Source organism: Streptomyces sp. NPDC019396, assembly GCF_040632375.1.
Taxonomy (GTDB): Bacteria; Actinomycetota; Actinomycetes; order Streptomycetales; family Streptomycetaceae; genus Streptomyces.
The window spans coordinates 24801-40914 of the sequence record NZ_JBEYBS010000013.1 but is presented as its reverse complement, the minus strand read 5'-3'; the positions used below and the strand labels follow the sequence as shown (position 1 = coordinate 40914).

The window sequence follows — 16114 nt, the reverse complement described above, 5'->3', positions numbered from 1 at the left end:
AGTCCGGCGGGGCCCTTACCCACAGGGCCCCGCCGACCCCCAGGCCCCCGTTTCAGACCACAGACTTACAACCCTGAGAGGGATTGACGCATAGTGCTCGACGTCAACTTCTTCGACGAGCTCCGGATCGGCCTGGCCACCGCTGACGACATTCGTCAGTGGTCCCACGGCGAGGTCAAGAAGCCCGAGACCATCAACTACCGCACGCTCAAGCCCGAAAAGGACGGACTCTTCTGCGAGAAGATCTTCGGTCCTACCCGGGACTGGGAGTGCTACTGCGGTAAGTACAAGCGCGTCCGCTTCAAGGGCATCATCTGTGAGCGGTGTGGCGTCGAGGTGACCCGTGCCAAGGTGCGCCGTGAGCGGATGGGCCACATCGAGCTCGCCGCCCCCGTCACCCACATCTGGTACTTCAAGGGCGTCCCGTCGCGTCTTGGCTACCTGCTCGACCTTGCTCCGAAGGACCTGGAGAAGGTCATCTACTTCGCGGCGTACATGATCACGTACGTCGACGAGGAGCGCCGCACCCGCGACCTGCCCTCCCTGGAGGCGCATGTCTCCGTCGAGCGGCAGCAGATCGAGAACCGCCGCGACTCCGACCTCGAGGCCCGCGCCAAGAAGCTCGAGTCCGACCTGGCCGAGCTCGAGGCCGAGGGTGCCAAGTCCGATGTGCGCCGCAAGGTGCGCGAGGGCGCCGAGCGCGAGATGAAGCAGCTCCGTGACCGCGCGCAGCGCGAGATCGACCGCCTCGACGAGGTGTGGAGCCGCTTCAAGAACCTCAAGGTCCAGGACCTCGAGGGCGACGAGCTGCTCTACCGCGAGCTGCGTGACCGCTTCGGCACGTACTTCGACGGCTCGATGGGTGCCGCGGCGCTCCAGAAGCGCCTGGAGTCCTTCGACCTCGAGGAGGAGGCCGAGCGCCTCCGCGAGATCATCCGTACCGGCAAGGGCCAGAAGAAGACCCGTGCGCTCAAGCGCCTCAAGGTCGTCTCCGCCTTCCTCCAGACCAGCAACAGCCCCAAGGGCATGGTGCTGGACTGCGTCCCGGTGATCCCGCCGGACCTGCGTCCGATGGTGCAGCTGGACGGTGGCCGTTTCGCGACCTCCGACCTGAACGACCTGTACCGCCGGGTCATCAACCGGAACAACCGTCTGAAGCGTCTGCTCGACCTCGGTGCCCCCGAGATCATCGTGAACAACGAGAAGCGGATGCTCCAGGAGGCCGTCGACGCGCTGTTCGACAACGGCCGCCGCGGCCGTCCGGTCACCGGTCCCGGTAACCGCCCGCTGAAGTCCCTCAGCGACATGCTGAAGGGCAAGCAGGGTCGTTTCCGTCAGAACCTGCTCGGTAAGCGAGTCGACTACTCGGCGCGTTCCGTCATCGTCGTCGGCCCGCAGCTCAAGCTGCACCAGTGCGGTCTTCCCAAGGCCATGGCGCTGGAGCTCTTCAAGCCGTTCGTGATGAAGCGCCTGGTCGACCTGAACCACGCGCAGAACATCAAGTCGGCCAAGCGCATGGTCGAGCGCGGTCGCACCGTCGTGTACGACGTCCTCGAAGAGGTCATCGCCGAGCACCCGGTGCTGCTGAACCGTGCGCCCACGCTGCACCGCCTCGGCATCCAGGCCTTCGAGCCGCAGCTGGTCGAGGGCAAGGCCATCCAGATCCACCCGCTCGTCTGCACCGCGTTCAACGCGGACTTCGACGGCGACCAGATGGCCGTGCACCTTCCGCTGTCCGCGGAGGCGCAGGCCGAGGCCCGCATCCTGATGCTGTCCTCGAACAACATCCTCAAGCCGGCCGACGGCCGTCCGGTGACCATGCCGACCCAGGACATGGTGCTGGGCCTCTTCTTCCTCACCACGGACGAGGAGGAGCGCGAGGTGCGCGGCGAGGGCCGTGCGTTCAACTCCACCGCCGAGGCGATCATGGCCTTCGACGCCCGGGAGCTCTCGCTCCAGGCGAAGGTCGACATCCGCTTCCCGATCGGTACCGTCCCGCCGCGTGGCTGGACCCCGCCGGTCGACGAGGAGGGGGACGACAGCCTCGGAGGTGCGTGGCAGCAGGGTGACAGCTTCCGGCTGAACACCACCCTGGGCCGTGCGCTCTTCAACGAGCTGCTGCCCGAGGACTACCCGTTCGTCGACTACTCGGTCGGCAAGAAGCAGCTCTCCGAGATCGTCAACGACCTCGCCGAGCGCTACCCGAAGGTCATCGTGGCGGCGACGCTCGACAACCTGAAGGCGGCCGGCTTCTACTGGGCGACCCGTTCCGGTGTCACCGTCGCCATCTCCGACGTCGTCGTTCCCGAGGCGAAGAAGGAGATCGTCGCGGGCTACGAGGCCCAGGACGAGAAGGTCCAGAAGCAGTACGAGCGCGGTCTGATCACCAAGCAGGAGCGCACGCAGGAGCTCATCACCATCTGGACCAAGGCGACCAACGAGGTCGCCGAGGCGATGAACGCGAACTTCCCGAAGACCAACCCCATCTTCATGATGGTCAACTCGGGTGCTCGCGGAAACATGATGCAGATGCGTCAGATCGCCGGTATGCGTGGTCTGGTGTCGAACGCCAAGAACGAGACCATCCCGCGTCCGATCAAGGCGTCCTTCCGCGAGGGCCTGTCCGTGCTGGAGTACTTCATCTCCACGCACGGTGCCCGTAAGGGTCTCGCCGACACCGCTCTGCGTACGGCCGACTCGGGTTACCTGACCCGTCGTCTGGTCGACGTCTCGCAGGACGTCATCATCCGCGAGGAGGACTGCGGCACCGAGCGCGGTCTGAAGCTGCGGATCGCCGAGCGCGGCGCCGACGGTGTGCTGCGCAAGGCGGAGGACGTCGAGACCTCCGTGTACGCGCGGATGCTCGCCGAGGATGTCGTCGTGGACGGCAAGGTCATCGCGCCGGCCAACGTCGACCTCGGTGACGTGCTCATCGACGCCCTGGTGGGCGCCGGTGTGGAGGAGGTCAAGACCCGCTCGGTCCTGACCTGTGAGTCCGCGGTCGGCACCTGTGCCTACTGCTACGGCCGTTCGCTGGCCACCGGCAAGCTGGTCGACATCGGTGAGGCGGTCGGCATCATCGCCGCCCAGTCCATCGGTGAGCCCGGTACCCAGCTGACGATGCGTACCTTCCACACCGGTGGTGTGGCCGGTGACGACATCACCCAGGGTCTGCCGCGTGTCGTCGAGCTCTTCGAGGCCCGTACCCCGAAGGGTGTCGCCCCGATCTCCGAGGCCTCCGGCCGGGTGCGGATCGAGGAGACCGAGAAGACCAAGAAGCTCGTCGTCACCCCGGACGACGGCAGCGACGAGACGGCCTTCCCGATCTCGAAGCGTGCCCGTCTGCTGGTGGGCGAGGGCGACCACGTCGAGGTGGGCCAGAAGCTCACCGTGGGTGCCACCAACCCGCACGACGTGCTGCGCATCCTCGGTCAGCGGGCCGTCCAGGTCCACCTGGTCGGCGAGGTCCAGAAGGTCTACAACTCGCAGGGTGTGTCGATCCACGACAAGCACATCGAGATCATCATCCGGCAGATGCTGCGCCGCGTGACGATCATCGAGTCCGGCGACGCGGAGCTGCTGCCGGGCGAGCTCGTGGAGCGCTCGCGCTTCGAGAAGGAGAACCGTCGGGTCGTGGAGGAAGGCGGCCACCCGGCCTCCGGCCGTCCGCAGCTGATGGGTATCACCAAGGCCTCGCTCGCCACCGAGTCGTGGCTGTCGGCGGCGTCCTTCCAGGAGACGACCAGGGTCCTCACCGACGCGGCGATCAACGCCAAGTCGGACTCCCTGATCGGCCTCAAGGAGAACGTCATCATCGGTAAGCTCATCCCGGCCGGTACGGGCCTGTCCCGCTACCGCAACATCCGGGTCGAGCCGACCGAGGAGGCCAAGGCCGCGATGTACTCGGCCGTCGGCTACGACGACATCGACTACTCGCCGTTCGGCACCGGCTCCGGCCAGGCCGTTCCGCTGGAGGACTACGACTACGGTCCGTACAACCAGTAAGCGAGCAGCTTGAGAGGGCGGCCACCCCGTGCATCACGGGGTGGCCGCCCTTGTTTCGTCAGCGGTGTTTCTCCGGACGGGGCCAACGGTGGATCCGGTGCCACGCCGGACGTCCCGGCAGCGCGCACAGAAGGACGAGCAGCGGCGCCCAGACGCGCCTGTGGCCACCGCCTTACGGGAGGAGTCCACCCCGGCCGGTACCGGCCGATGGCGGCCCCACGGCGGGCTTCGGACTCGTCAACGGGGCCGGGCGGTGGTGACCGCAGGACGTGACCCGCCCGGCTGGTTCTGCCGCATGTTCATGCCGTGCGCCGGATAGTTCAGGGGGACGGCCCATGTCGGGGGCCCGGGCCAGTGCATTTGTTTTGACCGAACTCGGTGCGGTAGGTACGCTCAGACCTTGTGCCTGGGGTGTGCCTGGGCTCGTGTGCGTGTCCTCAGCCGCACGGCGAGCCACTATCAGCCACCGTAATCGTGCCCTTCTCGCCTTGTGCGGAAGTCCGCTCGGTTCGACACACCCGACCGCGTGGGTCGGCGACGTTCCAGGTTAGTTTCACTACGGCACACAGAAACCGGAGAAGTAGTGCCTACGATCCAGCAGCTGGTCCGGAAGGGCCGGCAGGACAAGGTCGAGAAGAACAAGACGCCCGCGCTCGAGGGTTCGCCCCAGCGCCGCGGCGTCTGCACGCGTGTGTTCACGACCACCCCGAAGAAGCCGAACTCGGCCCTGCGCAAGGTCGCGCGTGTGCGTCTGACCTCCGGCATCGAGGTCACGGCCTACATTCCGGGTGAGGGACACAACCTGCAGGAGCACTCGATCGTGCTCGTGCGTGGTGGCCGTGTGAAGGACCTGCCGGGTGTTCGCTACAAGATCATCCGCGGTTCGCTCGACACCCAGGGTGTCAAGAATCGCAAGCAGGCCCGCAGCCGCTACGGCGCCAAGAAGGAGAAGTAAGAATGCCTCGTAAGGGCCCCGCCCCGAAGCGCCCGGTCATCATCGACCCGGTCTACAGCTCTCCTCTTGTCACGTCGCTGATCAACAAGCTTCTGCTCGACGGCAAGCGTTCCACCGCCGAGCGGATCGTCTACGGCGCCATGGAAGGCCTCCGCGAGAAGACCGGCGCTGACCCGGTCATCACGCTGAAGCGCGCCCTCGAGAACGTCAAGCCGTCTCTCGAGGTCAAGTCCCGCCGTGTCGGTGGCGCCACCTACCAGGTGCCGATCGAGGTCAAGCCCGGTCGTGCCGCCACCCTCGCGCTCCGCTGGGTCGTGGGTTACTCCCGCGCCCGCCGCGAGAAGACCATGACCGAGCGCCTCATGAACGAGCTGCTGGACGCCTCGAACGGCCTCGGCGCTTCGGTCAAGAAGCGCGAGGACACGCACAAGATGGCCGAGTCCAACAAGGCCTTCGCGCACTACCGCTGGTAGTCGCTACCCACATCGAGACCGAGAGAAGATTGAGCCTTATGGCCACCACTTCGCTTGACCTGGCCAAGGTCCGCAACATTGGGATCATGGCCCACATCGACGCGGGCAAGACGACGACCACCGAGCGCATCCTGTTCTACACCGGTGTGAGCTACAAGATCGGTGAGGTCCACGACGGCGCTGCCACGATGGACTGGATGGAGCAGGAGCAGGAGCGCGGCATCACGATCACGTCCGCCGCGACGACCTGTCACTGGCCGCTCGAGGACGTCGATCACACCATCAACATCATCGACACCCCGGGTCACGTCGACTTCACCGTCGAGGTGGAGCGTTCGCTCCGCGTCCTCGACGGTGCCGTCACGGTGTTCGACGGTGTCGCCGGTGTGGAGCCCCAGTCCGAGACCGTCTGGCGTCAGGCGGACCGCTACGGCGTGCCGCGTATCTGCTTCGTCAACAAGCTCGACCGCACCGGTGCCGAGTTCCACCGCTGTGTCGACATGATCGTGAACCGCCTCGGCGCCACTCCGATCGTCATGCAGCTTCCGATCGGTGCCGAGGCCGACTTCAAGGGCGTCATCGACCTCGTTCGTATGAAGGCTCTTGTCTGGTCCGCCGAGGCCACCAAGGGCGAGATGTACGACGTCGTCGACATCCCCGCCACGCACGCCGAGGCTGCTGAGGAGTGGCGCGGCAAGCTGGTCGAGACGGTCGCGGAGAACGACGAAGAGATCATGGAGCTGTACCTGGAGGGCCAGGAGCCCACCGAGGAGCAGCTGTACGCCGCGATCCGTCGTATCACCATCGCTTCCGGCAAGGGCGGCGAGACCACGGTCACCCCGGTGTTCTGTGGCACCGCGTTCAAGAACAAGGGCGTTCAGCCCCTGCTCGACGCCGTTGTGCGCTACCTCCCCTCCCCCCTGGACGTCGAGGCCATCGAGGGCCACGACGTCAAGGACCCGGAGCAGGTCGTCTCGCGCAAGCCGTCCGAGAGCGAGCCGCTGTCGGCGCTCGCCTTCAAGATCGCGAGCGACCCGCACCTCGGCAAGCTCACCTTCATCCGGGTCTACTCGGGTCGCCTGGAGGCCGGCACCGCGGTGCTGAACTCCGTCAAGGGCAAGAAGGAGCGCATCGGCAAGATCTACCGCATGCACGCGAACAAGCGTGAGGAGATCGACGCGGTGGGCGCCGGCGACATCGTCGCCGTCATGGGCCTGAAGCAGACCACCACCGGTGAGACGCTGTGCGACGAGAAGAACCCGGTGATCCTGGAGTCCATGGACTTCCCGGCGCCGGTCATTCAGGTCGCCATCGAGCCCAAGTCCAAGGGTGACCAGGAGAAGCTGGGTGTTGCCATCCAGCGTCTCGCGGAGGAGGACCCCTCCTTCCAGGTCCACTCGGACGAGGAGACCGGCCAGACCATCATCGGTGGTATGGGCGAGCTGCACCTCGATGTCCTCGTCGACCGCATGCGCCGCGAGTTCAAGGTCGAGGCCAACGTCGGCAAGCCGCAGGTCGCGTACCGCGAGACGATCCGCAAGGCCGTCGAGCGTCACGACTACACCCACAAGAAGCAGACCGGTGGTACCGGTCAGTTCGCCAAGGTGCAGATCGCGATCGAGCCGATCGAGGGCGGCGACGCCTCGTACGAGTTCGTGAACAAGGTCACCGGTGGCCGTATCCCGAAGGAGTACATCCCTTCGGTGGACGCCGGTGCGCAGGAGGCCATGCAGTTCGGCATCCTGGCCGGCTACGAGATGACGGGCGTCCGCGTCATTCTTCTCGACGGTGGCTACCACGAGGTCGACTCCTCCGAGCTCGCGTTCAAGATTGCCGGTTCGCAGGCCTTCAAGGAGGCCGCGCGCAAGGCTTCGCCCGTGCTTCTCGAGCCGATGATGTCCGTCGAGGTCACCACGCCCGAGGACTACATGGGTGAGGTCATCGGCGACATCAACTCCCGCCGTGGCCAGATCCAGGCCATGGAGGAGCGCAGCGGCGCGCGCGTCGTGAAGGGCCTCGTGCCCCTCTCGGAGATGTTCGGCTACGTCGGAGACCTCCGCAGCAAGACCTCGGGTCGCGCAAGCTACTCGATGCAGTTCGACTCCTACGCCGAGGTTCCCCGGAACGTCGCCGAGGAGATCATCGCGAAGGCCAAGGGCGAGTAACTCTCCCGAGTACACGCTTTAGGCTTGTCACCGGAGCCTGCTGGGGCATTCCGGCCGCTACGCAAGTAATGCGGTGGGAATGCCCCGGGCCCCGGCATCCCAGCAAAGATCACCTGGCGCCGGATGAGTAAGGCGTACAGAACCACTCTTCAGGAGGACCCCAGTGGCGAAGGCGAAGTTCGAGCGGACTAAGCCGCACGTCAACATCGGCACCATCGGTCACATCGACCACGGTAAGACGACCCTCACGGCCGCCATTACCAAGGTGCTGCACGACGCGTACCCGGACCTGAACGAGGCCTCGGCCTTCGACCAGATCGACAAGGCTCCTGAGGAGCGCCAGCGCGGTATCACCATCTCCATCGCGCACGTCGAGTACCAGACCGAGTCGCGTCACTACGCCCACGTCGACTGCCCCGGTCACGCGGACTACATCAAGAACATGATCACCGGTGCTGCCCAGATGGACGGCGCCATCCTCGTGGTCGCCGCCACCGACGGCCCGATGCCGCAGACCAAGGAGCACGTGCTCCTGGCCCGCCAGGTCGGCGTTCCGTACATCGTCGTCGCCCTGAACAAGGCCGACATGGTGGACGACGAGGAGATCCTGGAGCTCGTCGAGCTCGAGGTCCGTGAGCTGCTCTCCGAGTACGAGTTCCCGGGCGACGACCTGCCGGTCGTGCGCGTCTCGGCGCTGAAGGCGCTCGAGGGCGACAAGGAGTGGGGCGAGAAGCTCCTCGGCCTGATGAAGGCCGTCGACGAGTCCATCCCGCAGCCTGAGCGCGACGTCGACAAGCCGTTCCTGATGCCGATCGAGGACGTCTTCACGATCACCGGTCGTGGCACCGTCGTCACCGGTCGTATCGAGCGCGGCATGCTCAAGGTCAACGAGACCGTGGACATCATCGGCATCAAGACCGAGAAGACCACCACCACGGTCACCGGCATCGAGATGTTCCGCAAGCTGCTCGACGAGGGCCAGGCCGGTGAGAACGTCGGTCTGCTGCTCCGCGGCATCAAGCGCGAGGACGTCGAGCGCGGCCAGGTCATCATCAAGCCGGGCTCGGTCACCCCGCACACCGAGTTCGAGGCGCAGGCCTACATCCTGTCCAAGGACGAGGGTGGCCGTCACACGCCGTTCTTCAACAACTACCGCCCGCAGTTCTACTTCCGTACCACGGACGTGACCGGCGTCGTGACCCTCCCCGAGGGCACCGAGATGGTCATGCCGGGCGACAACACCACCATGTCGGTCTCGCTGATCCAGCCGGTCGCCATGGAGGAGGGCCTGAAGTTCGCCATCCGTGAGGGTGGCCGGACCGTCGGCGCCGGCCAGGTCACCAAGATCGTCAAGTAAGTTCTCCGAACTTCGGCTTGACGACCTGATGGTCTGACCTGGTTGCTCCTTACGAGCACCAAGCGAGAGGCCCCGCACCGAAAGGTGCGGGGCCTCTTTGCCGTGTACGGCAGGGGACCGTGGGGCGGTCAGCCGGGCGTGCCGCTCTCCGCGTACCAGATCCACGGGCGGGCGTCCGGGCCCATGCCGACCGCCGTGGCGCCCGAGCTGCCCAGATGGAGAGTGGGCGAGCCGAGCGGCTGGGTGCCCTGGGTGCGCGTCAGCAGGTGTCCTGCGCTGAGGATCTGGACCCGGCCGTGCAGGTCCTGGCCGAGCAGCACCCTCCCGTTCGGGGATTCGGCCGCGCCGATCGAGCCGTACCCGTCGAACCGTTCTGCACGCGTGCGCGCGGGGGAGCCGCCCGCCCGTGCCGTGAGCAGGGCGGCGGAGGCCGGCTTGCGGTAGTACAGCTCGACCCCGCCGTCGTCGGTCGGCAGCGCGGTCAGCGCACCGCCCGGGGTGGGTGCCCCGCCCGGCCTGCCGGGCTTGTCCGGCTCGCTCGGCCTGAAGGTGATCTCCTTGCCGGGCTCGTCCTGCGCCCAGTGGTGCACGGTGTCACGGCCCGCGGCGAAGACATGGATCCGGCCCGTGCCGTCCACGACCGCGGACAGTCCGTCCTGCACCTCCGCGCCGCCGAGATCGCGCCAGCGGTCCCAGCGTCCGTCCGTGCTCCGGACCCGCGTGCTGAGGCCCTTGTCGGCATTGCGTACGAAGAGATGCACCCGTCCGTCGGTGGATGCCACCGCGACGGGAACACCGATACGGCGGCCCCGGTCATCGTCCCGCTCAGGATTGCCGAGACCCTGCCAGGCCAGGAACTCCCCGTCTGCGGCGCGCTGTTCGAGCAGCACCACCTCGCGCCGGTTGGCGCCGCCGTGGCCGCCGAGTGCGGCGAAGCGCAGCCCGAACAGCAGTCGGCGGCCGTCAGGGAGGGCCGCCGAGCCCAGTGCGGGGGCCAGCGGTCCGCCGCCGAGGTCCTGGGGAGCCCCCCACTGCCCGCTGCCCGGCGCGGTTTCGCGCCAGCGCACGGCACGCAGCCCGAGCACCCCGTACGCGGAGAGCCGCCCGTCCCGCTCGGTGACGACGACCGGCCCGGTGCCCGGGAAGCGGTGGTGGGTCGAGCGGACCCAGCCCTTCTTGTTGGTCAGCGGACGCGTGCCGCCCACGTTGTAGTCGCCGCAGCCCGACGGATTGCCGCAGTCCCAGCGCGGGTCGCCGCCGTACGGGACGAGCAGTGCGGCCTTGTCGCCGAGTATCTGCGGCGGGAGGTTCTTGGGCCAGTGGCGGTTGTAGTAGCCGCGGAAGGCTGTGGCGATGAAGCCCGGCACCTCGCCGCCGTCCTTGGTCGCGTCGGCGACCCAGCGCAGCATCGCGGCCCAGCTGAAGCCTGCCACGGCCGTGTGGTCGGGGTGATCCGAGTAGCCGGGCTGCTCGCTGTCCTTCTTGCGGGTCGCCTCGTCGCTGTGCTGGATGTCCGGGTCGGGATCCAGGGTGTGGATCACCGTCGGGCGGTACTCGTCCATGAGCCCCACGAGCACGTCGACCAGCTCGTCGTAGTCGTACGAGACGGTCTTGCGCAGCGGAGAGTCCGCGGCCACCACGGTGTGCAGGCCGAGTGCCCGGTCGTGCCAGAGGCTGCCGAGTGCCTCCCAGCGCCGGGGGGTGTGCATGGGCAGATTGAGGAAGACCAGCTCGACCCGGCGGTGGCCGTTGGTGAGCGTGTTGATCTCGGCACGGTGGTCACCCCGGAGCGTCGCGACCCCGCGCTGCCAAGGGGTGAACTTGCCGAGGCCGAGGAGGGTGGCGTACGCCTGCCGCAGTCCCTGGTGGCGTGCGGAGGAGTAGCCGGGGCGGTCGGCGGGGACGTCCTGGGCCCCGGGGATGTGGTTCCTGCCGTCGTGGTCGCCCGCGGTGACGTAGACGCAGAGCAGCGGCACCCCGGAGTCCACCATCCGCTGGGTGTCCGGGTTCATGAAGTAGAGGTCGTCGTCCGGGTGCGCGAGGATCTGCATCAGCTGCGCGCGGTGCGTGCTGGCGATCGGCATACCGGGAGCGGGGTCCGCCGTCGGGGTGGGGCGGCGCGGCGACGGTACCGAGCAGGCGGAGAGCGCGGTCGCGCCGGTGAGGGCGGCGAGGCCGGCGACGACGGAGCGTCTGCGCGGGCGTCCAGGGGGCTGTGGACGATGGTTGCGGTGACCCGCCGGGCTGCTTTCGGCGCCCTCGGATATGCCGGCGGGTCTTGCCGCGGGCATGCTTCGCGCAGCTCTGTCGTCCACTTGGCCGTGCTCCGTCCGCTTCCCCCGCAGCGGGCGTTGCCTGGTCCCCGTCTGCGTCCTGTGATCTCCCCTGGCGCGGAGTACCGGGCCGGTCGGGCCTGTCACCGCGCTGGGCTAGACGGATTTTCTCAGTTCCGGGTTGCTCCGTACTCCCGCGCCCATACGTCCCGGAGTGCTGGGTCGGCGGGCAGGGTCGGCACCTCACCGGGGCCTGCCCAGGTGAGCCTGGTGCCTGGCAGACCGCGCAGCCAGCGCTCGGCGATGGCACCGAGGCGGTCGCGGTCCGGTGGGGTGGCGCCCAGCCCAATGACATAACGAGTCTCCGCGGCACCGGTGTCGCCCGGAACGAGCGGCCGCGGCCATGCGTGCGCGCCGGTCGCGCCTGCCGCCTCCAACGCGCCGAGCAGCGCCCGTACCCGGCCACGGACCCGGCCCTCGTCCGGTCCGGTGGGCACGGTCAGCACGGCCCAGGCCGCATGCCTGCGGTGCAGCGGCGGGGCTTCGAGCAGCGCGGGCCACGGGTCATCGCCCGACTCCGCCGCGCCGTCCAGCAGTTCCCAGGCACGGTAGAGCTCCTGGGCGACCAGGTCCCAGCCGCACGCACTGACCTGGTCGGTGCAGGAGCGCACCGGCGGGCTCGGGGTCATGACCGGCTCCCGCCAGTCCCAGGCCGCCCAGGTGGCGAAGAAGTGCCGCAGCAGCGTCGCGGGGGCGGGGAGCCCACCGGCTTCGGTTCCGGCCTCATGGACGGTACGGGCCGCGAGCAGCGACCAGGCCAGCCCCGGCAGGCCGCCGAACGGCGCCGCATCCAGCCCGCGAGCCCTCGCCCACACCTTCACCTCGCGTGCGAGATGGGCGAACGCGGCACGATGCGCACCCGCGAGCTCCAGCACCGCGTCCGCGTCGCTGACCGCGCTGAGCGCGATCGCGGCCGCCTCGCCCAACTCGGCGCGCCGGGCCACGGCCTGAGCGGGTGGGAGCGTACCCGTGGCGACGACCACCAGGTCGACGGTGAGCCCTCCGGCACGCAGCCGCAGCCCCGGCACCCTCGCGCCCGCCACCTCCCGTACGCCGGTGGCCTCCGGCAACGCGGCCACGACCCGCGCCCGCACCTGGGCGAGCGGGGCTTCACCGGGCAGCGCCGCCACCAGGTCCAGGTCGGCACCGGGCAGGGCGCAGCCCATGCGCCGTGAGCCGACCACGTACACGACCCCGCCGAGCGCCTCGGTCAGCCGCTGGGCGGTGGTGCGGGCGCGGTGGCCGCCGGGATCGGCGGGATCGAGGGGATCGGCAGGACCGGTGGGACCGGTGGGATCGGTGGGTTCAGTTGGTTCCGTGGGTTCGGCCGGGTGGGGAGCCGGGGTGCCGGGACGGCGCCCCGCCCCGGGCTCGGCGCCGCGACCAGCAGCCGGTTCCGGGAGCCAGCGCAGCTCGCCCGTGCCCAGTGCGACCGTCGCCCGCACGGCCATGGGCTCGTCGGCCCTGCGGGACAGCAGCACCAGCTCGCCCACCCGGGCATGCAGGGGGGCGTCGCCCAGACGGGCGGCGCACTCCTCGGTCAGCGCATGAGCATCCTTTGTACGGCCCAGGCTGAGGTGCGGGGTGAAGCCGTGTCGGTGGCCCCGGCAGCGGGGGAAGCGCTGTTCCAGCGCTCGCCGCAGCCGCCGCCATGGCTCCTCGCCGGCGGCCGCCGGATCGAGCCATACGGTCGCGTCGTCCCGGTGACCGAAGCCGTGGACGCCCTGCAGCCGGGCGTCGAAGGGCTCGACGCCCGCGAGCGCGGCCGACAGCAGAGGTCCGGCGGCCTCGAAGTCGGACTCCGGTACGAAGCCGAAGAGCAGGTTCACATGCGGCGGCCAGCGCCGTACCTGTGGGTCGTGGTCGGCGCGGATTTCCTGGACGGGGCCCCACAGCTCCTGCGGCGGGATCCACGCCACCGCCGTACGCGGGGTCGGGTGGGCGTCCAGCACCCCGGGCGTGACCTCGTCGCCGGAGGAGCCCGGGCCGTCGAGGCTGAGATCGGCCGTGACGCCGAAGTGGTCGGACGCGTAGAGCCCGTCGGCATCCGGGGCCGCGCCAAGCAGGGCGGCACCGTCCGCCCGTAGCCCCTCCGCGCGCAGCAGTACCCTGTCCAGCCGGGACGCCCGGCCGGACAGGGAGGAGACCGCCGCCAGCGGATTGACCCCGGGGTCGAAGGTGGGTGTGGTGTCGGCGGCGCCGTGCACCTCGGTCCAGGCATCCCGCATGCCGAGGGTCGTCTCGGGCAGGCCTCCGCCGTCGTTGAAGTCCCCGAGCAGCACCACATCGCCCGCCACGCCCGCGAGTCCTTCGGCCAGCTCGACCAGCTCGGACTCGCGGCGCTGGGTGCCGTTGGCGGAGTGGTCGCTGCTCAGATGGGTCACGGCCGCGACCATCGGACCCGAGGCGGTTTCCACGACGATGGCCGCGACGGCCTTGTGCGGACCGAGGACATGCACGGCCGCCTCCCGTACCGGCACCCGGCTGAGCAGCAGCAGTCCGCAGTCGTCGACCTCCTTGCCGTCCGGACCGGTGCCCAGCGTGTACGCGTCCCGTACCCACCGCGCGTCCAGCAGCATCCTGAGCAGCTCAGGTTCGACCTCCTGGAGCGCGATGACGTCGGCGTCCGCGTCGCGCAGGGCGGCCAGCAGCAGGGGCCGGCGACGGTCCGTGTCGATGTGCTCGCTGTCGTAGCGGTCCCACAGGGTGTTCCAGGTGACCACGCGCAGCCCGGCGCCGGCCGGAGTGCCCCGGGGCGCCGCCTCCGGCACCCAGCCGCGTGACGGGTCCCAGGCATACGGCGTCCGTGCTGTGAAGAAGGGCGCCCGCAGCCGTCTGGGGTCCCGGACCCGGCCCGCGTCCGTGGCGTCGATCCGGTCGACGCCGGTCGACCGGTCCCAGACCAGCTCACCGTCCGCCTCGAAGAACAGCACCCGGTGCCAGGGGATCTCACCACCCGGCACGAAGTCGCCGAGCGGCACGCGCTTGGGCGCGGCGCCGCGCTGATGGACCCCCATGACGAAGCGGGCCGGATCGAAACGCGCGTCCCAGCGGACCCGGTGGAAGATCTCCTCGCTCGTACGCACCTACGCCTCCTCCTCCACGGTCCCGCCCGCACCGATGTACCAGGTGCGGTGCGCCTGGCCGGGGTACGGCGGGACGAACCGGCGCAGTTGGGCGGTGAGCACACCGTCCGGCACCGGATGGGACCGGGCGCTGTTGCGTCTGGCCAGCTCGTCCTCGTCCACCAGCAGCACCGCGTGGACGTGCAGCGCGTCATGGCGACGGGCGATCCCCTGCACAAGGGAGCGCTGGTGCGGGTTGAGGGACGTGGCGTCCCACACCACGGTGCCACCCGAGGCCAGTGCGGTGTCGAGCCCGTGCAGCCCGCCGCGCAGCACCTCGCCGTTGGCGCGCTGGTCCGCGCGGGCGCCGCGGGCCTCGCGCAGCTCGTCGAGGCTCACATACGCGTCGACTCCGCCGAGACCGCGGGCGAAGCCGCTCTTGCCACTGCCGGACGGCCCCACCATCTGGATCAGCCGGGGGAAGTCGCCCGACCGCCAGCGCCAGGTGGCCGCGACGGCCTCGTCAGCGGTGCGGATCCGGCCCTCGGCGTACGCCTCGCGTGCCTCGGCCCAGCAGCGGTCGGCCGCGTGGGTGCCCAGATCGGCGAAGGCCTGCCGCAGCGACTCCTGGTCCGGGGGCACGGCCTCCTCCGCGTACAGCGCGGACCATTCCACCTGCTCGCGTGCTTCGGGGTCCGGTGCGACCGCGTCGGCGACCGCGTGCAGCACGCCGAGGTCGACGGCGTAGGACAGCCGGATGAGCCCGCGCCTGCGGTCCTCGTCCGGGTAAGGGCGGTGCAGCCCGGGGTGCAGCCCCACCAGGTCGGCGACACGGCGCGCGAGCGGAAGCCCGAGCGGTGCCGCGAGACGCCCCGCGAGCGAACCGCGGTGGCCGCGGTGCATCAGCGCGGCCAGCACGCCCGCGAGCCGGTCGTCGCCCGTCAGCCCGAGCGCGTCGAGCCGCGCGGCGGCTGCCACCGCCGCACGGTGGGACCCCGAGGCCACGCCCACCGCGTTCAGCAGCGCCTCGGCGTCGGGCGCCGCCCCCGAACGCACCGCCCACAGCGCGGCGGCGGAATCCAGGCCGTTCTCGACGACCGCCGTGTGCATCCAGTGCTGGTCGGTCTGCACATGCCCGGTCCGCACCCACTTGGCGACCCGCTGCCCGAACTCCGCCAGGGCGAAGCCCTCGACGCTGCGGACGACGTACCCCTCCGTGCGCCCCGTGTCGGGCTTCAGAGCCCGCAGGACCCGCTCGGAGTCCCGGTCGAGTACGCCCCGCCACAGCACCGGTGGCGCGGGGATGCCGCGCTGCCGCAGGAAGTCCACGGTCCGGTCCCAGTCCAGGCACCGGCCGCCGGGGCCCTCGGAGTCCCAGACCGAGAAGCCGTAGAACCAGCTCTCCAGCTCGCCGTACGCGAGCGAGTGCCGGGCGAACATGTTCTCGCCGCACACCCGCCACCCGGCCGGTATCCGATCGGCGATCCGGCCCTGGAGAGCCTTCACCCAGGCGCGGGAGGGGTGATGCGCGGAGTCGAGCGAGCGCGCGTGCAGGCCGTCCGCGTACAGCGTGGTGTTCTCGCCGTCGAGCTTCTCGGTGACCACGACTTCCCGGCCGCGCAGTCCGCGCAGGTCCATGACGCGTACGTCGTCCGACGAGGCCCCAGGGGACCACGGCAGATGCGGTGTCCGCGGATAGTGCGTGCGCGGCTGCTGCGTGCGCATGGTGATCGGCCCCCCGTGGCGATGACGTGCCCGGCC

At 69.5% G+C, this 16114-nt stretch carries 8 protein-coding genes; 5 read left to right on the top strand and 3 right to left on the bottom strand.

The window, feature by feature from the left end:
• The first annotated feature begins 93 nt into the window (after positions 1–93).
• The 5 genes from ABZ532_RS16960 (at position 94) to tuf (ending at position 8955) form a co-directional block, all read left to right on the top strand.
• The gene (locus ABZ532_RS16960) at positions 94–4005 is read left to right on the top strand and encodes a DNA-directed RNA polymerase subunit beta' (RefSeq protein ID WP_361283376.1); all 3912 of its coding nucleotides are present in this window, start codon (positions 94–96) and stop codon (positions 4003–4005) included.
• Positions 4006–4588: 583 nt separating this feature from the next.
• Positions 4589–4960 carry a 30S ribosomal protein S12 gene (rpsL, locus tag ABZ532_RS16955; protein WP_003948652.1) on the top strand — a complete coding sequence of 124 codons (372 nt, stop codon included), beginning with the start codon at positions 4589–4591 and terminating at the stop codon, positions 4958–4960.
• A 2-nt stretch (positions 4961–4962) separates the two neighbouring features.
• Entirely contained in the window at positions 4963–5433 is a 471-nt protein-coding gene (gene rpsG / locus ABZ532_RS16950; RefSeq protein ID WP_351547885.1) for a 30S ribosomal protein S7, read from the top strand.
• A 38-nt stretch (positions 5434–5471) separates the two neighbouring features.
• Positions 5472–7598 (top strand): elongation factor G, encoded by a 2127-nt coding sequence (gene fusA, locus ABZ532_RS16945; protein ID WP_361283374.1) that lies wholly within the window; start codon positions 5472–5474, stop codon positions 7596–7598.
• A gap of 163 nt (positions 7599–7761) precedes the next feature.
• On the top strand, positions 7762–8955 hold the full coding sequence (gene tuf, locus ABZ532_RS16940) for an elongation factor Tu (protein ID WP_338677258.1): 1194 nt from the start codon (positions 7762–7764) through the stop codon (positions 8953–8955).
• 128 nt (positions 8956–9083) lie between these two features.
• Here tuf and ABZ532_RS16935 read toward each other — a convergent pair whose 3' ends face one another.
• The 3 genes from ABZ532_RS16935 to ABZ532_RS16925 all read right to left on the bottom strand — a co-directional run bounded on the left by ABZ532_RS16935 (position 9084) and on the right by ABZ532_RS16925 (position 16078).
• Entirely contained in the window at positions 9084–11246 is a 2163-nt protein-coding gene (locus ABZ532_RS16935; RefSeq protein WP_361283372.1) for a PIG-L family deacetylase, read from the bottom strand.
• A 152-nt stretch (positions 11247–11398) separates the two neighbouring features.
• A complete protein-coding gene (locus tag ABZ532_RS16930) occupies positions 11399–14374 on the bottom strand; it encodes a poly(A) polymerase (RefSeq protein ID WP_361283370.1) in 2976 nt (991 codons plus the stop codon).
• Complete coding sequence (locus ABZ532_RS16925) at positions 14375–16078, bottom strand: RNA ligase family protein (protein ID WP_361283368.1); 1704 nt, start codon at positions 16076–16078, stop codon at positions 14375–14377.
• Positions 16079–16114 lie beyond the last annotated feature (36 nt).

What these genes read in the sequence shown, in the direction of transcription:
- rpsG (WP_351547885.1), top strand. Translation starts at nt 4,963, where the DNA reads ATGCCTCGTAAGGGCCCCGCCCCGAAGCGCCCGGTCATCATCGACCCG.
- fusA (WP_361283374.1), top strand. Translation starts at nt 5,472, where the DNA reads ATGGCCACCACTTCGCTTGACCTGGCCAAGGTCCGCAACATTGGGATC.
- ABZ532_RS16935 (WP_361283372.1), bottom strand. Translation starts at nt 11,246, where the DNA reads ATGCCCGCGGCAAGACCCGCCGGCATATCCGAGGGCGCCGAAAGCAGC.
- ABZ532_RS16925 (WP_361283368.1), bottom strand. Translation starts at nt 16,078, where the DNA reads ATGCGCACGCAGCAGCCGCGCACGCACTATCCGCGGACACCGCATCTG.